The 19389-nt window shown below is 33.8% G+C and carries 13 protein-coding genes; 1 reads left to right on the forward strand and 12 read right to left on the reverse strand.

Annotation, left to right across the window (positions count from 1 at the left end):
* The first annotated feature begins 219 nt into the window (after positions 1-219).
* A complete protein-coding gene (locus GYM75_RS07760; protein ID WP_220215407.1) occupies positions 220-2859 on the forward strand; it encodes an autotransporter outer membrane beta-barrel domain-containing protein in 2640 nt (879 codons plus the stop codon).
* 445 nt (positions 2860-3304) lie between these two features.
* Here GYM75_RS07760 and tssE read toward each other — a convergent pair whose 3' ends face one another.
* From tssE to tssL, 12 genes are all read right to left on the reverse strand, one after another.
* Positions 3305-3733 carry a type VI secretion system baseplate subunit TssE gene (gene tssE, locus GYM75_RS07765; RefSeq protein ID WP_220215408.1) on the reverse strand — a complete coding sequence of 143 codons (429 nt, stop codon included), beginning with the start codon at positions 3731-3733 and terminating at the stop codon, positions 3305-3307.
* Between the two features lie 2 nt (positions 3734-3735).
* Positions 3736-4251 (reverse strand): type VI secretion system lipoprotein TssJ, encoded by a 516-nt coding sequence (gene tssJ / locus GYM75_RS07770; protein WP_220215409.1) that lies wholly within the window; start codon positions 4249-4251, stop codon positions 3736-3738.
* Between the two features lie 8 nt (positions 4252-4259).
* Positions 4260-5315, reverse strand: coding sequence for a type VI secretion system baseplate subunit TssG (tssG, locus tag GYM75_RS07775; RefSeq protein ID WP_220215410.1), 1056 nt, complete (start codon positions 5313-5315; stop codon positions 4260-4262).
* Positions 5279-7042 carry a type VI secretion system baseplate subunit TssF gene (tssF, locus tag GYM75_RS07780; RefSeq protein WP_220215411.1) on the reverse strand — a complete coding sequence of 588 codons (1764 nt, stop codon included), beginning with the start codon at positions 7040-7042 and terminating at the stop codon, positions 5279-5281. Before tssF ends, tssG begins: the two co-directional genes overlap by 37 nt.
* 49 nt (positions 7043-7091) lie before the next feature.
* Complete coding sequence (gene tssA / locus GYM75_RS07785) at positions 7092-8708, reverse strand: type VI secretion system protein TssA (RefSeq protein WP_220215412.1); 1617 nt, start codon at positions 8706-8708, stop codon at positions 7092-7094.
* Between the two features lie 36 nt (positions 8709-8744).
* Positions 8745-12080, reverse strand: a complete 3336-nt coding sequence (locus GYM75_RS07790; protein WP_220215413.1) for an ImcF-related family protein — start codon at positions 12078-12080, stop codon at positions 8745-8747.
* Positions 12081-12095: 15 nt separating this feature from the next.
* A complete protein-coding gene (locus GYM75_RS07795) occupies positions 12096-13217 on the reverse strand; it encodes a hypothetical protein (protein ID WP_220215414.1) in 1122 nt (373 codons plus the stop codon).
* Between the two features lie 4 nt (positions 13218-13221).
* Positions 13222-13488, reverse strand: a complete 267-nt coding sequence (locus tag GYM75_RS07800) for a PAAR domain-containing protein (protein ID WP_220215415.1) — start codon at positions 13486-13488, stop codon at positions 13222-13224.
* A 77-nt stretch (positions 13489-13565) separates the two neighbouring features.
* Positions 13566-16352: a type VI secretion system ATPase TssH gene (gene tssH, locus GYM75_RS07805; protein WP_220215416.1), complete on the reverse strand. Its 2787-nt coding sequence runs from the start codon at positions 16350-16352 to the stop codon at positions 13566-13568.
* Positions 16353-16424: 72 nt separating this feature from the next.
* Positions 16425-16913, reverse strand: a complete 489-nt coding sequence (gene tssD / locus GYM75_RS07810) for a type VI secretion system tube protein TssD (RefSeq protein WP_220215417.1) — start codon at positions 16911-16913, stop codon at positions 16425-16427.
* Between the two features lie 48 nt (positions 16914-16961).
* Positions 16962-18707, reverse strand: coding sequence for an OmpA family protein (locus tag GYM75_RS07815; RefSeq protein WP_220215418.1), 1746 nt, complete (start codon positions 18705-18707; stop codon positions 16962-16964).
* A 12-nt stretch (positions 18708-18719) separates the two neighbouring features.
* Positions 18720-19385, reverse strand: a complete 666-nt coding sequence (gene tssL / locus GYM75_RS07820; protein WP_220215419.1) for a type VI secretion system protein TssL, short form — start codon at positions 19383-19385, stop codon at positions 18720-18722.
* Positions 19386-19389: the final 4 nt, after the last annotated feature.

Raw genomic sequence — 19389 nt, forward strand, 5'->3', positions numbered from 1 at the left:
CACGTCGTTTCTCAATAAACGCCAGTTTTTTGAAAAATAAATTTAGGAGAATTATTAGATAACTCATTAATTATATTTCTATATTTTAAGAAACAGTTCAAATATAAAACAGAAATTTTACATTGTAAAGATAAATTGTTTAATGTTATTGATTGTATTTTTTGTGATCAAACGATCTATTTGATAAAATATTTACGATTTTTTTACAAGGAGATAACAATGAAAACTAAAATAATATTAGGATTAAGTTTGATTGTACCGTTACCTGGTACAGCATTAAATTTAGAAGGAAATAAAACATATGATAATGAGGTAAACATTAATTTTGATGAAAATGGAATAAATATAGAAAGAAATAGTGAAACCACATTTAATAAAGATGTGACGATTAATTCAAAAAAAGAAAAAAATCCCTCATTAATTCAAAATATTGGATTATTATCAAATATTGGTAATCAAGGAAATTCTGCAACCACGCAATTCAATGGTAATCTCACGATCAATATGGATTTTGATGATACCCGCAATCAGGCAATTGGCATTTTTGGTGGCGATACTGTAACCGTTAACGGAACAACAACATTATCAACCACAGAAAATATATTTGGCCCCTCTATAGCAATTCAGGTCAGTCAAGAAGGTAAGCTACTTCTAAATGGTTCATCCACTATAAAAGGCGTGATAGGTAGTCACTCAAAAGGCCTTTTCGAGACAAAAAAACATACGGACATCATAGGTAGTATTCTGGCATTCGATTCTGGAGCGATAAAATTACATGAATCTTCAGATATTACCGGTGAGGTTTACGCATCTGAATCTGGAGTCATCGAATTACATGGTTCATCAAAAATAAAAGGAGAACTCATCTCAGATGATTTTGGCATTATAAAAACGTTTGATTATTTCAGCATTAATGGGGATATTACTGCGTCTAATTCAGGTCAAATTGATTTAAATAGCAATTCAAACATAAACGGGAATATTATGATTAGTGAATTAGGCAAGATAAATATTCAAAAGGAAACGAACTTTAAAGGTAACATCCTTATTAATGATTCTGGTGAATTAAATATTCGAGATAAAATCAGCATCGAGGGTGATATTTCCGTCGCTAAACACGCTAACTTAACTATGGAAAAAGATTCAACAATTAGAGGCAATATTATTAATTCTGAATCTGGAATTATTAACATTAGAGGGGATTCTAACGTTACAGGTAATATTTTTAATTCTTATTCTGGAACTATTGATATTAAAGGTAATTCTAACATTACAGGTAATATTTTAAATTCCAATTCTGGAACTATTGATATTAAAGGTGATTCTAACATTACAGGTAATATCAATGTTGATCAAAAAGCAAAATTAAACATCAGTGGAAAGTCTTTAATCAATGGAGACATTTTTGCACAAGGTAATGGTCAAGTTAACTTAGATTTAAGTTCTGGTTCAAAACTCCTAGGTACAGTTAAATCATCTAGACAAGATGACAGTCATATAGCAATCAATTTGGCTGACAATGCGTCTTGGGAAATTACACAAGCACAATCTTATGTAAACACTTTATCTGGTTCTGGAAATATAAAGTTTACCAATGATCTTAGCAACAATTCCTATGGTAACCTAATGATTGATAATTTATCCGGTAATCATAATTTTGTACTACGTATGAATAATTTGGTTCGGTTAGATAGATTGAGCTCAATAACAGCAGCGCAACAAAACGATAAAATCATCATTTTAAAATCTGCTGAAGGAAATCATAAGTTAAATATCAATAATGATGGTTCAACCCAAACCGCAGGAAATGAGAAAATAACTTTAATTGAAATGAAAGACAATGCCAAGAATACAGCAAAATTCACTCTCGAAAAACCGATTGAATTAGGAGGTTATATTTTTAAAGATTTAAATCAGCAGGGAAATAATTGGGTATTAACAAGTTCACCTAAATCTAACATTAGTACGACGGCTAATGCAAGTGTAGGCTTTTTTAATAGTAATTATCTAATGAGCTACATTGAAAATCAGACTTTATTGAAACGTTTAGGTGATATGCGTAATAGTGGTAATGTTGGTGATGTTTGGTTACGTGGTTTTACAGGTAAACTAGACTCATTTTCAGGTAAAAAACTCAGTAAATTTGATATGAACTATCATGGCTTTCAATTTGGTATTGATAAACAATTATCAGAAAGTTCACCTTTTGTTATTGGTGCGTTTGTAGGACAAACTTATGGAAATCCGGATTATAACAAGGGTGACGGTTCTTTAAAATCGTTCAATACTGGTTTATATGCTACTTATTTAAACAATAGTGGCTGGTATATTGACAGTGTTGCTAAATATGCACGAGTCAAAAATCAATTTAAAGTAAAAGATACTGCTAATGACCGTGTTCACGGAAATAGTCATACTAATGGGTTAAGTTTATCTCTTGAAACGGGTAAAAAATTAAATTTCAATAATTATTACTTTGAACCTCAATTACAACTATCTTATAGTCGTCAAAATGGTACCACTTTTAATGCCACAAATGGACTCAAAGTCAATCTAGGTGATTATAATTCATTACTAGGTCGCACCTCTGCATTAGTTGGTTATCAAATCAATTCTGAAAATAGCGCAATAAATATCTATGCTAAAACGGGATTTGTACGAGAGTTTAGTGGTGATACTTTCTACAAACTTAATAATAATAAAGAAAGTCATTCATTCAAAGGTAATTGGTGGAACAATGGCCTAGGTATAAATACACAAATCAATAAAACACATAATTTTTATCTTGATTTAGAAAGTTCAACCGGTAATCGTTTTGACTTAATACAAGCAAATGGTGGGTATCGTTACTCATTCTAATGTCTAAAAAGATGAATATAATTTAAACGGCATTATAAAATCACATTTCCTAAGGTAATGTGATTTTTACCTTTTAAGTCAATAATATTAGCAGATTATTACTGGAAGAGCTTCGAAAATAAATCCTTTCACTGACAAGTTTTTTATATCATTATCCTAGTTTAATTTTTCGCAAAATTTCAAAAAAACGACTCAAATGTGTACTTAATCAGTTTTTCGTTATACATTGAAGCTCTCATTTACTTGTTTGGACAAGCTGAGACTTTATTTTAAGAATAATAAATAATCTAAACTTAAATTCACTCTCAATGCTTATCTAATTTCGGTGAGAATCTCCTGATTTTGCTTTTTTTTAATTTCATTTTTATCTTTATACACTTCTTAATAACAAGTATAGAATTGCAGATAATTAATCCATTAATTATTTAATATAACATTAAATAGATTAGTAACGATTAGAAGATTTTCTTGCATATTTTAAGCGAGCTTTCCCATTAGGCATAAAATAGGTACCATATTTAACTAATCCGCCTTCTTTTAAATAACAAGTTAATTCATAACCAAATACCATTGAATCATTAATTTTCTCATCAATTTTGATGTTAATCGATGAAAGTCTAGGTTCATAAGTAAGTAATGTTTTCTCAATTGCTCTCATTAGAATATACGCTGAAGAGGGTAAAGTTCGAAATACGGTTGACATATCAGGTAAACCGAAATCAGACAAATGATTAACCGCTCCAGCTCGACTATTCAAAATTCGCTCAATATTGTCCATTACACTAATGATCGTTTGCTCATTTTCAGCAACTTCCTCAATTGGTATACCCGATTCAAAATAGCCGTATATTGTCTCATATAAAGATGCACTCATTTTTATTTTTCGTCCTGCATTTTTAAAGAGTATTTACTTGCTACAACTTCTCGAGGTTTCGAAATATTAAGATCTTTTCGTGCTAAAGTTATTTTCCAACTACCATTTTTCAGATTAGGCTCTTTAAACAGTCCAATAACACCAACCGCAGTCGCTTTTTTATCTAAAGGTGCATCTATAGAAATTGATGTGTCTGGTCTTAATATGATTTCTTTAGTCTCAATCAAGGTATCTTTTAAAACATCACTATCTTGATCAACCAATTCTGTATAGCTAGCAGAGTTAAATTTCTCGGCATTAGTTAACTGATAAACTCTTAGAACAACTGGTGATGAACGACCTTCATCATCTAAATTTAATTCAGATCTTGCTTTAATATCTAAATAAAGTGTTTTTATCGACCAATTGAATACAGATTGTCCTAATCCTGTCGCGGTATCAGATACACTTTGAGCGATACCACATCCTGTTAACCAGGAAATTGATAAAATAACAATTAGTTTTTTGATTATTCTCATTTTCATCCTCACTTTTTATGGTTTTGATAATCTATTCCTGAATAATGTCCTAAATTTATGGCAACGGTTTCTTGGAGAGTATTATTGTCACTATTATTTTTAGCAAACGACGCTGTTAATCCCAATCGACAATTGCCAGATTTAAGCTGACAACTAGGTAAAAAACTTCGTTTAATATTCAGCATAATTTTAGCATCAACCTTGAAACCTAAATAAACCCGTAATAAGGCCATAATATCTTGAAATAACTGACCGTCGGGCAATAACTCATTAATTTGCGATTCATATTGTGGTGTGATTGCAATAAGAATAGTTTGATTACATTCTTTAAAACGCGATCCTAAAGGCCCATCGCCATTTAAGCCTATTCGTTGTTGACCACTACCACCAAGTTGTGCTCGATTATCAATATTTTGCCATACAGGATAAAATTCTTGAACATTTACTTTGGCATCATTGACCATTATACGAATTAATCCTACAATTCCTTCTACAGTTCTTGTTTTTTGAGACATTAATCCTAATAAAGCAAAAAATCGTGATAACGGCGTATCAATTTGTTCACTTGCCCCTTTGATTCCTAAGCCAATCAGACCAAATAAACATTGAGATACTTCATCGCGTCCACCGCTCAAGAAACTCGCTGGATAATGATATTTTAACCATATTCTATAAAACAGCGTAATAATTCGATGATTAAACATGTCTAAAAAATCGGTCATCGCATGATAGTTTTCTTCACGCCGCATAATTTTATCTGTCAAAGCTGGCGGTAACGCTCCATCAACACCATATAATCCTAAAAATCGTGTTCTTACCGTAGCTGGACGATTAAGGTAAGGCAGTTTTTCAATGTATTTTAATTCGCTTGCAGGAAACGACATATCGACTGACGGAGCAAATCGTATCGGGTCATCAGCAGGTGACTCATTCCGACCTAAAATTGGCTCTTGTGCATAAAGTTGTTCAAGTAACTGGCAAAAACGGAAAAAATTGATTTTTGGCAGTTCTTTTTCCAACTTCTGCATTAAAGGACTGCTTTCGATGCTTTGCTCGGATTCCATACAACTCTTTTTCCTGTTGGTAAAATAACAATAACTAGTTGAGTAAATAAGTTTATATCAGCATACAATGCGAAAAATTGATGTAATAACTCACCAAATAAAATTACATCACCTTCACCTGTAAACTGATAACTATCTAAGGTTACTTCAATTTCCACGCCTCGTTGTAACATTCCCTGTTCTATACGTTTAATCATTCGATGAGAAACGTCAATAATGCCATCTAAACGTCTACGATTAAGTTCGTTTTCAGTCCAATCGTATAAAGCAAGCGTACCACGTAAAACCTCAGCATTCATTAAAGACAAATAATTTGGCGATAAATGCGATAACAATCGCCAAAAAAACCGATCTTCTGTTGGTGGATAACATGGCATAGTCGGGGAACAAAGATTTTGTACTTTGGAAATATTTCCATTTGAATTACTCAGTTCTCGAATACGTGCATTACGTAATGCTTTACGTGGCAACATACCATTAGTACCCGTTACTCTTAAAGACAACGTTTCAGCTTCAAGTTGCTCATTTTTGTTCCATATTTTTCCACCTAAAATTAACCAGGTATCATGCAATCCTGAAGCATTTTTACGTACACGAGTGTGAAAATACCGTTCAGGTGCATCGTGTCGTAACATTCCACCACGGTGTTTGAAGCTGGTAAATGGAACATAGGTATAGCGCCCTTCACGGGTTATGCCTTCTACATGTTCAACTGAGTAAACTTCGATATGACCATCCTGTTTTAATAAAGGACGAAGAAGATATTCACTTTCTAACTGATTGACAACAATCGGATCCGCTTCCATGTCAAATAAATTGATAACAGGAACACAATGCAAACGAATATTATCATGGTTAAATGGCATATCATTAGGCCAAGTTTGATTAAGTGTTAATTCAACATCAATATATGAACAATCCGCAGGCACTTGTTTAATATCAAGTCCTTGTAAATCAACAAACATAAATTTTTCGCGAAATGCAAAATATTCAAGTAGTAATTGATATCCGGCAAATGCATTATCAGGTTTTAACCATAAACGATCTTCATCAGAAAAACCAACTGGGGTTATTTTACCGTTGAAATTAACTCTTTTCTCAGGATCAGTAGAGTAACGTAAATGCATGGTAGCCACTTGTTTTATTAACATATAATAGAGTGTAGATGCTATTGGACCATCAGCATTTAAGTAAAGTCGTAAACAAGACAAATCAATTTGCCCAAAATCAGCCAGTTCTGTGAATTTAAGACGTATAGAAATCATACTACGTCCATCGTGACTAAATTCCAGTCTTGCTCGATTGATTTCTATCGGCTGTAATGTAACTTTTTGTGTCGTTCTGAATAAACATTTTGTTCCAGCAGGCCCTAACGGTTCTGTTTTAATTTGCACCCCTTTTTGAAGAACTTCTTGCCGAGATAAAATAGAATAGTCAGGCGTTAGTTCAACAATAGATAATGAAGGAATTAAACGTAAATAGTGTGGCCAAAGCAGTGAAACTAAACTTTCAGTTAATTCAGGTAAATCGTCATCAATTTTTTGACGTAAGCGTCCGGTTAAAAAAGCAAACCCTTCAAATAATCGTTCTACGTAAGGATCACGGTCACCTACCCGATCGAGATTTAATAAGCTTGCTCTATCCGGATGTATTTTGGCAAACTCTTTTCCGGCTTCTCGCAAATAACGCATTTCGGATTCATAATAGCGAAGAATTAGATCATCCATTGTTATTCTCTATATAGTAATATTATTTAAATAGTTTTTATTAAGATAGTTAGAGCAAATTTATCGCTTTTGCAGGATCGAGTTGCATCAATTCATGTTGTAATTGCTCTATCTGCTCAGGTAAATTTACTTTTATACCATCTTTTGATTGATTTTTTTGTTTCATCAAACGCAAAAGACACCGTTTTACATCAAATATTAATTCTGGTTCCCAGTGGATGAGAGTTAAAGAATCTTGTTGATTATTTAAACCAATTAACAATTTTAGTGCAACATTTTGTTTTCCAAGCTGTTCAGCAACTTTAGCTTGAGTGTATTGGAGCAAGTATCGTTGTTTTGGTGAATGCACTGAGGGCAAACTTTGTAACCATTGAAATGCCTTTTCTATATTTTCACTACGTGCTAAAGCAACTGCTTGCGTTTCAATTTCACCCCAATCATTTTCTTCAGACACAGAAACCGATGGTATACTCTCACCTTCATCCAGATTATGTATACGTGCATTGGCAGCAATCCACATTAAAGTTTCTTCATCAGCAAATGGCGTACCATCCGAGAAACATAGCCCTTCTAATCCATTTAATCGTTCTAAAAACAGACCTAAATCAGCAAGAAAAATATCTGCCCAAGAATCATAAGGATGCCCCATTTTTTGAAGCGACATGATAGTTGCCCGCTGTAGATCTAACCAGAAATGGTTTGCTACTTCAATAAAAGCTGATTCAGCTTGTTCCAGAAGCTCTGACCATTGTTTTTTAGCAATCAATCGGTTGATATTATTTTTTAGTTCACTCCGTGGTGCTGGTAATCGCGTATACCCTTTTTGATCAGCTGGAGGTAACTCAGATATGGTATCCCACTTTATAACTCTTAATAAACGACCAGCAGCTAAAAATCCCTCTTCAGGATTTTCACGTAAAAACTCGGCCATTATACGTGCTTGTTCGAGCACTTCTCGTGTTGAAGAAATAGTATTATTTACAACAATAGTCGAAGATGCTTGAGGCGTTATGGTAGCTTCAGATACAGTAGGTTCTTCTTTTTCAGACGTCTGACTTTGCGGCTGTTGTTTTAGACAATTATTGAAGAAATGATATAGAGCAGATAAATCAGGAGGATCATTAGATTGATTTTGATTTTCACCATTAAATAGCGTCTTACAGGAAAGATCGATTTGATCTAAAGCAACAATAATACGAGACAAACTATTTTCATCTATAGGTTGCAATTGTGTAAGTTGATCGATAAATCTTTGATTAGCTAGCCATTCAATCGAGTTTTTTCGAATATTTTGACGAGATGGATAAAGCATTTCGCCAAATTTATTAAGTAAAACAGCTAAAAGTTCAAGCCCATCAGCATAGCCTTCAGCTCCATCTTGGAATAAACGTGCAAGACAATAGTAAGTAACGACTCGAACATCTTTACTATTTTGTTTTAAAATAATATCACTTTCATTAACAATAAGTTGATAATCAATTCCAGAGAGTTTAGTAATCTCTTCTTTTATATCCTGAAAAGAATCATAATAAGTTAAATCTTCACCGGCAGGTGAATCTGAACTGATTGGCAATAACCAATCAGCCCATTTTTGATTTAACTCTTCTATCTTGGACTCACTTGATTCTTGCGAGCCTAATATACGATTTAACAATTGGCTAAACATTAAATTTTTCCATTATCCGATTTTATTTTTCATTATTTATAATTCAAATACCGTCTGTGGTAAGCTAAAATTGCGTAATTTCAACAATGTTAACGGTCCACCACCTAATTGCGTCCGTAATATAAATCTTAGTTTGCTCCCATCGGTAGTACTCCAAATTACTTCATAGCGAGATGAATCTAATGGTTTAACCGACGCTGATTCAAAAAGTCTTACCATAGCCCAATCTCCATTAAAATATTTGTAGAGCTTCAAGCCTGTTTCATCACTGCTCCAACTAAGCTGAGAATAGGGAGAATAGCCGTCACCAGGCCAAATAAATCGTTTCCACGTTGGCGCTTGATTATAATATTCTAGTTTTTGCCTGTTAATGACCAATTCTGTACGAACAATTTTATTACCACTTCTAGGCATAATATCAAAAGATAAAGACATATCACCTGAAGCAATCACTTCAGAACTTACATCACTAAACAAATTTAATGCTTCAAGAAAATTTGGCGAAAATTTCAAGCCTTGGGCATTGACAGTATTGACGACCCATCTTCCCCCTTTTTTCTCTAAAACACCATTTAACTCACTCAATATAAATTTATCTATAATGCCTGTATCACTTCGTAAAAAACGAGCTAACTCAGCTAAAGATGCTTCATTATCACTATTTTTAAAAGGATAACGACCAGCAAAAGATTTTTCCCATTGATTGACAATATAATTTTGCCAAACTTCATTAAAGCTATCTGTCGCAGGTGCTAAAACAACTTGCCAAGACTGTTCCAACGGTTTTTTAAATAAACTTCGACCAAACCCAGCTAATTCATTACCTAAATTAGCGGCTATTAAATTCCCATAATCTCGTGTTTCAGTTAAATCTACAGAAGTCCCTTTAAATACACTTTTAGCTAAAACTTGCATCATAGATTGTGGATTTGCACTATTTGTGATGTTTTGTAATTTTAAACGAACTTGAGTAACTTTCGCTAAATAAGCCTGTAATGAAAGCCCATTAATATTGTCGTTTTTAAGCAAGCTCACAATTGGTGAAAATGTGGCACTCAATGGCCCTGTAGCTTCACCTTTCTTAGTAGTAGGCACATTAGGCTTTTTATTACCCATCAATTCTTGGGCAGTACGGAATAAATTATCAGAAATACCATCTTTACTATATTCAATTTCAGTTTCATACTTAATAACATTAATCAAGGAAACCAGCGGTGAAAATCGATTATCAGCAAGTAGTGTTAATTGCTCAACCACATCTGAAATGTTATCGGACTGCTGCCATTGAATATTATTTAAAAAATAAACCCATGCAGCACTATACTCATTGAAATACCGGTCTGTAAGTTGTTTAGCCAATATTTCAGGTGATATTGAAGCTGTAAGATTATTTTTGCTACCGTTACCCAATACCCAGTCAATTTGATCTTTACGCGATTTAGCCGCAGCGACAATCTCGTCTCGGATACTGCCTTCCCAAGCTTTACGTGTAAAAATCCCTGGCACTTCAACGTCATTATAGAAAAGAAAATGATTATCGGCACCATCAAGTAATTGGCTTAAACTTTGATTTGTATATTGTTGACTCGCTCGCTGTATTATTTCTTGATATAGCGTGTTTAAAGCATTTTGGATACCTATCTTGTTGATTAAAACTTTTCGAGCACTTTTAACTAAAAGCTTATCCTCATTCAAAGCCCAATCATGATGTGTATTAAGCATTTGCCCCCAAAAACGCACTAAATCAGGCATTAATCTTTGCCAATCACCTTCACTAATACCTTCTGGTGTCCGCCATTTTTTTGCTGCGAACTCACTCAGATATAATCCATCACTTTTATCTGGTTCACTAATCATCAAATATGCTTTTAGTACATCATAAGCAGAATCAACTAATTTAACTCGTTCTGGTGAATCATTTGGTAATTCAGTTAATAAAGTTAAATAATCTGTCATAAGATTATGAAATGGTGTGGCAATATTACGCGAATTAGTCGTTCTATAACTTAGCAATAATTTATTTAATAATGACTCATTATGATTTAAGCCAAATCGATAAAGTATCGGTGTTCCATGTTCTGTTCGATATAAAAGTTGCGCTATACGTTGTTGTAGCTCAGATTGAATTTCTAATCTTTCCGTATAACTTAATCTAATTGAATTATCTGCCTTTTTTGCCAACTCAATACTTTCGTTTATCAGTGATGCGTTATTGAAATAGGAGGTTACTAATCCAACACCCATCATAGCTATTAAACCTATACTGGCTATACCTGATATTAATCCCCATTGAACGCCTATACTTCGACCAGATTGTTGGTTAGCATCGTCACTAATCGAAATCCATGTTGGCGTCATTACAAGGTAGTTATTAAAAAACTCTTGTTCATCACTTGATGACTGCTGTGGAATAAAAAAAAGCCCTCGTACTTGAGGTGAATAAGGAAGTGCAATCAATGTGCTGATATAACGAACAATATCATCAATATTTCCATTGATTAAGTTTTGACTTAACTGAAGCAAAAAGTTATATAGGGAATTATTTTTTACTTGCTGAACACCACGTATACAGCACTCCTGAGAAAGTTGTTTGAGTGATAAAGCAACGGAATCCATTGATTGATTTTTCAATTCAGAAAAAAACACTCCCACACTTTGCTCTGTACGCCCTGTTTGAGACCATTCACTTTGTTGCGGAGCAACTAAATAAAGTGGTGCTGACCACTTTAATAATCTATCTCGTGATTTAAATTGTATTACAGCTTTATCAATAATCAATTGTTGTTGACGTGTGTTAGCCAAGTAATTTTCATTTACAACCCAGATAACAGCATCGAGCGGTTTTTGGGAAAAAGGGATAAACCGTGAAAATTGTTTTTTCAACATCAATAACCAGGAAGTATCGAGCTCTTCTTCAACATCTCCACCATAAATCATTAATGTTTTATCGTTTAATTGCCATTTTTCTTCTTGCAAACGTGGAAAAACTGATTCCACATCAGAGCGCGAACCTAAAACCAGACATTTTCGAATTTTATAACGCCAAAAAGTATTGAAACGATTTTTACAATGTCTCTCAATATCAGAAAACTCACTAAAAACTTGTGGTGTTTTAGGTTTGTCTGATTCTTTAGGATTAAATGACTCTCGTTTAATGACATCTCTTATGGAACCTATCCGACTACTTCGAATAAGAGCAGGTGCTAATATTATACCGACAAGAATTAGCATTCCATAAAGCCATATTTCAAATTTTCTACCAGGGGTTTTGTAACCTAATCCTTCTCCAAAAAGGAATAAACCGATACCTAAGAATATGGCTCCAAATAATATAATGAAAATTAATCCTATCCGTTTCCATTTATTTGTCATTAAAACACCTTTTGCTTAAACTGCCGTTACTACAGAAAATAACCACTGATTTTGTTTTTTGGTAGCAATTAAGTTATTTTGGTTAGTTGTTTTAATCATTTCACAACCTATCGCCAATGCAAGCCAATATGAGAGATCAGCTTGATTCCCTGCAAATTTCTCTAATTTATATTGTTTTTCTGACGTGACATGTTGATTCACCAATTGCTTTGTTATCTCTGCTTCTTGTTCTACTTCTAAATTAACAAACCAAAGTTGATTAACCTGCTTTATCGCCGTTTGCATTTCGCTCATCTGTTTAATACCTACTGACAAATCCTCATCAATCATAGGCCTTAAAATTTTTGCTTCAGCATTTTTCATATCAATATTTTCAGATTCTGGGTGATTTAATAATAAAAATCCAGCTAAAAATGCTGTAGCTTTCGATTGAGTATTATTAATGATGATTAATTCTACCACAGATTCAGAATTATCTATCAAATCAGATATTAACTCTATATTAGACTTGTTTTCAGTAAAATGTGTTAATTTATAAGCATGAGAAATCCCAGAGTTTCGATAAGCTTTATCTAATACTTCATCGATATATTCATAGGATTCAAATGACGAATAAATAGTTATATTGATAGTAGTTTTACTTGATAATTTTGAAATTATCTCGCTCATGGATTTGAATATATCTTCGAGGTTATGGATTAATTCAAAATCACCATCAAATACTAAAGACTTATTTATTTGAGCCTCAAGATTTGATTCATTATTTAAAATCTCATGCGTTGTTATTTTATTGGGTAAAATATAAAAACTATTCATAACAACAGCGGATCGCATTGCCCAATTCTGCCAATTTTGCTCTACATTTTTATGTTCATGTTGCCAAATATCATATTTTTCTTGAGCTAGTCCATATAAATACAATCGAACACTTAATGCCCCACCACCTATTAAGGTAGGAAAAAATCCTACACCTAACCAATAGGTCCATTGAGTTGCATAATTATCATTTGGCCAAATTTTAGCAAGAAAAAAAGCAGTCACAATTGTGAATACTCCAAAAAAAATACTCCATCTTCCACGATTTAATTTTACTGGTGGATTTACAATATTGGTAATATTAGGTTTAGGCCAAGACATGATTTTATTCTATCTCCGCAGTTGTAATTGTCGCTATGACTTTACAGCCGCAAGCGCATAAACATTGATCCATAGCCATTAATCTTCCATCAGAAATACATTTTGATGCCGAGCCAATTATAGGATTTATGCCATGATACGGTACTGGACAACTAACCAAATCACCGACTAAAGCTACCGGTTTACCTTCTATAATTGTTGTAGATGACGCGGTTATAACCATACCACCATGTGTTGTTGGATCGCCTAGCCTTACCACATTTTTACCCATGATCTATTCCCCATTCCCTACTTATTATTATCGATTATTAAATGTAGGGTTAATTCATGATTAACCCTATTTTCGATTTACTCTTTGGATTTTTTAGATTCTTTTTTCTTGCTATTTTTTTCACTACCTTCCGGCTTACTTTTGGCTGTTTTCGCCTTTGATAATTTATTTTTGTTTTCTTCTGTTGCCCATTCCAACACAATACCCTCTGATTCGTCGAAATCAAGAATTAATGTTGGTATTTCACCATTGCTGACAGGATTTCTTTGCAATAACAGATTTGATACCACAGGTAAAATTTGTTGATTTAAAATACTGTCAATATTGCGGGCCCCGGTATCAGGTAATAAACAAGCTGAAACCAACGTATCATAAAGTTTTTCGCCCACATTAAACACAATTTTATAATGTTTTTGTAACCGTTTTGCAACTTTATTAAGCTTAATTTCAACAATTTTGCGTAATGCCTCACCACCAAGTGGTGTGTAAATGATAGTTTGAAAACGCGCAAGTAATGCAGGTTGAAAATGCTCACGAATAATAGGACGCAATAACTCTTGTTGAGTTGCTACATCAGCATCTGGCATTTCTTCAAAAAGCGCCATCAATTCATCACTACCTAAATTAGAGGTCATTAAAATCAAGGTGTTACGGAAATCAATTTCACGACCTTCACCATCACGCATAAAACCACGGTCAAATACCTGATAAAATAGATTGATAACATCACGATGTGCTTTTTCAACTTCATCTAATAATACAACACTATATGGTCGTTTACGTACAGCTTCGGTTAATACCCCGCCTTGACCATAGCCAACATAACCCGGTGGAGATCCTTTTAACTGTGAAACGGTATGAGCTTCTTGATATTCTGACATGTTAATCGTCACAAGAGATTGCTCACCACCAAATAATGTATCCGCTAAAGCTAATGCGGTTTCTGTTTTACCCACACCTGATGTTCCGACTAGTAAAAATACAGCCATTGGTGCATCTTCTGAAGTCAATCCTGTTTTAGCTGCACGAATGCGTTTTGCAATTTCATGCAGGGCATTATCTTGACCAACGACTCGCTGACGTAGATCATCTTCTAAAGAAAGTAAATGACTTTGTTCATCTTTTAATAGACTTTCTAAAGGTACGCCTGTCCAGTCCGAAATAACAGAGGATACCGTGCGACTATCTACATCAAGTGAAAGTAATGGTGTATTACCTTGTAAATCTTTTAACTGTTGCTGAGTTTCATCCAATTCTTTAAGTAGTTTAGCATCAGCAGGTTCATCTACCTGTTTTTGGCGTAATTCAATCAAAGTTTGAATTAATGCTTTCTCTTTTTCAAACTGTGATTGTTTAATCGTTAATTGATTTTGTAATTGATTTAACTTTTCATCAATTTCTTTAATTCGATCGGTCGATAAATGCTTATCCAATACTAAATCTTCATCGATAGCTTTCTGCTCTATTTTCAATGCAGCTATGCTTGCTTCAAGTAAGGTTATCGATTCCGGAATTGTATCAAGTCCCATGCGCACGCGTGCCGATGCAGTATCCAATAAATCAACTGCTTTATCGGGTAATTGTCGACCACTAATATAGCGCCTTGACAACGCAACAGCTGTTTTGACAGCTTCATCTAAAATATGAACACCATGATGTTTTGAATAGCGAGATTTTAATCCTCGTAACATTAAACATGCTTTTTCATCATCGGGTTCATCAACTTTCACGATTTGAAAACGACGCTCTAAAGCGGCATCTTTTTCAAAATATTGTTTGTATTCTGACCATGTCGTTGCAGCAATTGTTCGTAATTCTCCTCTGGCTAATGCTGGTTTTAATAAATTCGCCGCATCTGCGCCTCCAGCAGAATTTCCTGCACCAATAATAGTATGTGCTTCATCAATAAAGAGTAGAATAGGTGTTGGTGATTGTTGGATGCCATCGATAACATTTTTTAAACGTTGTTCGAACTCTCCTTTTACACCTGCCCCAGCTTGAAGCAAGCCAAGATCCAATGATAATATACAAACATTTTCTAGGCTTTTTGGGACATTTCCTTCTGCGATACGAAGTGCTAATCCTTCAACCAAAGCTGTTTTTCCGACACCTGGTTCACCGACTAAGATTGGATTATTTTTTCTACGGCGAGATAAAATATCAATCATCTGTCTAATTTCAATATCACGACCAAAAACAGGATCTATTTTTCCAGCTTTAGCTTTTTCAGTAACGTTTTCTGTAAAACGATCCAATGCTGCCTGTAGGTGTTTTTGCGAAATTTTATTTTTATCAATCTTATTTTGTGAATCAGACTCGGATTCAGAACTGATATCTAAATGTTCGGATGCTCCCTCAGAATATTCCGAATTATAATTTGATTGGTTAGCAGGACTTTCATCTGATATTTCATCTAATTTTGCTCTCATTTTTTGTAATGAAATAGGAGAGACACTTAATAATTGCCAAGCATCCTGTGCTTTTAAACAATGCGGCATATCTTGTAATGCTTGCATAATATGTACGGAGCGTATCACATCTTCGTGATCTTCTAAGGACGCTTTTAACCAGGCTGATTGTAATACAGCAATCAACGCTGGCGATAAACTTGGTTTTGTATTCACAGTATGAGGCAATGCATCAAGATATTTAAGTAAACCAGTCCAGACTTTATCCATATCAAACTGATAATGTCTTGCAATAATAGTCATATCACCTGAACCTTGTTCTAGTAATTTTAATAACCAATGTTCAAGTGTAATCTCGGTATGTGCACGCGTTTGACATAACCCGGCAGCTGCCTCTAAGGATTTAGCACAAAACGAATTCAGTCTTCTTAATAAAACAGAGGGATCAGTAACCATCACTATTTCCTTTTATAAATTCCATCATAAATAAACACAACCCAAATTAATTGGGCTGTGTTTGCTTTCAAATTAACCTCTTGATTCTTCCCAACTATCAGTATGGGTATGGTTGCCATCAAGATAAGTCCAAGTAATTTTTTCGTAAGCAAGTTCAACACGTTCTAAATGATTGAATACTTCTTTTGAAGGATCTTTAATATTGTACATTTCACCTTGAACAGAAATAACTTTTACACCGAACAATTCAGTCTTAAAGTATGGTACTTCTTTACCATCATTACCAATTTTATACCAATCGATTTTGACAGTATTCAAAAGTTGACCTGAAGTAACGGCTCTATAAAGATAAGGTGATGAAACATCAACTTCTTTAACGATTTCTAGTGCATGGTGATTACGTGTACCTTTTAATTTACCTGTGTTACTGTCAGCAGGTATATGAATTTTATGATTAAATTCAAGCACTTCAATACTATCTTCACGCCCTTTAATGCTTACAGAACCCTTGATAGGTTTACCTTGCTCGTCGGTTAAATACAAATACGCTGGAATAGCCATTGTTTATCTCCTTTTTAGTTTAGTTTTGTTTTGTTTTGATTTGTTTTATTAATTTTCATTCACCAAAATACAATTTGATGTTTGAGGAACTAAATTTATTTCAACTCTCCGATTTTTTGCACGATTTTCGGGAGTACTGTTATCTACCAGAGGTTCTTTTGCCCCATGACCTTGTATAGCAAAACAAGCTTCAGGTATATCACTATTCTTCAAAATCCAGTCACGAACAGACATTGCACGATTAAACGATAAATGTAAATTTTTAGTATCGTCACCAACTGAATCAGTATGACCAGTTATAATAATTAGCCAGCCGGTTTGAGGGTTAGCCTTTATCTGTTTTCTAATTTCAATTAATGCATTAATTAACGTTTTTTCAGAACCCGCTTTCAGACTTGATTGTCCACTTTCAAATAATGCCATACTATCTAACCGAATTGGTGGAAGTGGTTTTGGTACAACAACTATAGGTTGTGGAGTAACAATTGGTTTAGAAACATAGTCTCGCATTGCATTATTTAATGGCTCGACTAGCTGTAAACCACGGTAAAGTCCCATACCAAGACGAATAGGCTCACCTTTAGTATAGTATTGGTTAAGCATTGTTTTATCATTTTGCAATATGTCTAACGCTATTTTTTTATTATCATAGTTATCCATTGGAATAGAATGATAATCATTAATATCATTCTGTATTTGCTCAATAAATTTAACATTATTCCAATAAGATGCACCCATTCCCCCCATTACAAATAGCGATGTAATTATGATTAAACCCAATATCATCGTGATAATTGGAGAAAAAGGATAAGCAATCGGCATGAATTTAACTAGAGGATCAGGTGGCGTGATCCCTTCTTGTATATTATGTGTTTTTGGTAAAGATAAACTTGTCGCATCTTCCCATAGCTTTTGCACCAAATTGCCGTTTACCATAGTTTTATTAATAGGATAGATGGCAATGCCTGTTGGAATACATTTAGCAATTGGTTGCTTATTATCAGACAACGTTTTTAATATTACATCTTCAATCCACTCTTGGGTCTCTTGAAGGAAAGGACGAAGTCGTAATCTACGTTCTCTTTCATGATGAGGAATTTTGATATCATTGACCCAATTGTCTATAGGTGATAAAGAATGATCTAAAACATACAATTTGTTTTTTTCTGATTGAAACCAATGGACAGGCAATGGATTATTTTCATCATAAATTAGATCATTAAGTCCAACATGCGTTGAAACATAAACTGGCATTTGATATTTAGCTATTCGACAAGTATCTACCCAAGACTGGCGAAATGCTTGTAATTTAGCTATAAATAAACCTTTCTTTTCTTCAACTTCTGGATTTAAAGCAAGAAAAATCCCAACTCGTCCTAACATGTCCGGCCATTTTGCAACCAGTGAGTCATATACAATCGGCAAATGCGAAAACTCATCGACATATATCCATACTGCTTCAGAAGAAATAAGTATATTAGAGTCAGCAAGAGATAAATTTTCAGGGAAAAAATCTTTTGCAGCATTACCTGTGACTAACAAAATAGGCAAGCGATAACGTTGTCTTGCAGGTAATAACTCAAGTTTTTCGTCTAGAAATTGGACGTTTTTTGTTGATTTAACAACGACTTTTCTATAGCGTTGCATTTTCCACAGCAAACCAGTAGCTATAACTGTAGCTAATACTGCTCCTATTATTTTCCAACCTATTGTAATTTGTAAAAATACAAACAATAACAATAAGCTTAAAATGAGAGCATAAATAATTTGAATACGCTTAGGATAATCGCTCATGCTGAACCTTTTTTAACCAACAAGTTGTGTAACCAATTTATCGAGTTGATTATCTAAAACAAAATAAAGAATAAATATCGAAATAATTGATACTAAAGTACAAATTAACAAAATCGCCTTTCTGCCCCTAAAACGATTACTTTTTGTCTGTTGAATAATAGGGTAAGACTGTTCAGGTTCATATTCACGAAGGGCTTCACGTAATGCTAAAATAAGTTCTTCCCTCTCTTTTTGAGGCTTATCTAGATAATAACCTTGAAAACCTAATCCTAAAACTCTATCAAAACAGGCTAAAACAATTCCTTCTTTTCTATCAGCCTTTAAACGCGCCCGAATTTTTTCAAATAAATCGTATCCTGCATTGTGAGTATTAAAAAAGATAACTTGCAATGGTGAACCTAGCCATTCGTCATAATCCTGATTTTTGGGATTATCACGATGACATAGCAATACAGCTTCATCCAACAAAGCACATAAAGCATAGCTAATATCATCAATAATGTCTTGACTATACTGAGCGTTTAATAATTGTTCTCGTACATTTGAGACATGTTGTTTGCAAAGCTCATACAGTTTATGCCCAGAAGGTATATCTGCTTTTGCTTTTAATTGCACGACAACTAGAATTGGATCTCGTAATAATTCATCGATAATAATATTTTTCGATTCTAAACTCATAACT

It is taken from the genome of Gilliamella sp. ESL0441 (genome assembly GCF_019469185.1).
GTDB lineage: Bacteria > Pseudomonadota > Gammaproteobacteria > Enterobacterales > Orbaceae > Gilliamella.

Bases quoted from the DNA above. Each gene is read 5' to 3' on its own strand.
- GYM75_RS07800 (WP_220215415.1), bottom strand. From the start codon at position 13,488: ATGGGTAAAAATGTGGTAAGGCTAGGCGATCCAACAACACATGGTGGT.
- tssL (WP_220215419.1), bottom strand. From the start codon at position 19,385: ATGAGTTTAGAATCGAAAAATATTATTATCGATGAATTATTACGAGAT.
- GYM75_RS07760 (WP_220215407.1), top strand. From the start codon at position 220: ATGAAAACTAAAATAATATTAGGATTAAGTTTGATTGTACCGTTACCT.
- tssJ (WP_220215409.1), bottom strand. From the start codon at position 4,251: ATGAGAATAATCAAAAAACTAATTGTTATTTTATCAATTTCCTGGTTA.
- tssH (WP_220215416.1), bottom strand. From the start codon at position 16,352: ATGGTTACTGATCCCTCTGTTTTATTAAGAAGACTGAATTCGTTTTGT.
- tssA (WP_220215412.1), bottom strand. From the start codon at position 8,708: ATGTTTAGCCAATTGTTAAATCGTATATTAGGCTCGCAAGAATCAAGT.
- tssD (WP_220215417.1), bottom strand. From the start codon at position 16,913: ATGGCTATTCCAGCGTATTTGTATTTAACCGACGAGCAAGGTAAACCT.
- tssF (WP_220215411.1), bottom strand. From the start codon at position 7,042: ATGGATGATCTAATTCTTCGCTATTATGAATCCGAAATGCGTTATTTG.
- GYM75_RS07815 (WP_220215418.1), bottom strand. From the start codon at position 18,707: ATGAGCGATTATCCTAAGCGTATTCAAATTATTTATGCTCTCATTTTA.
- tssG (WP_220215410.1), bottom strand. From the start codon at position 5,315: ATGGAATCCGAGCAAAGCATCGAAAGCAGTCCTTTAATGCAGAAGTTG.
- tssE (WP_220215408.1), bottom strand. From the start codon at position 3,733: ATGAGTGCATCTTTATATGAGACAATATACGGCTATTTTGAATCGGGT.
- GYM75_RS07795 (WP_220215414.1), bottom strand. From the start codon at position 13,217: ATGTCTTGGCCTAAACCTAATATTACCAATATTGTAAATCCACCAGTA.
- GYM75_RS07790 (WP_220215413.1), bottom strand. From the start codon at position 12,080: ATGACAAATAAATGGAAACGGATAGGATTAATTTTCATTATATTATTT.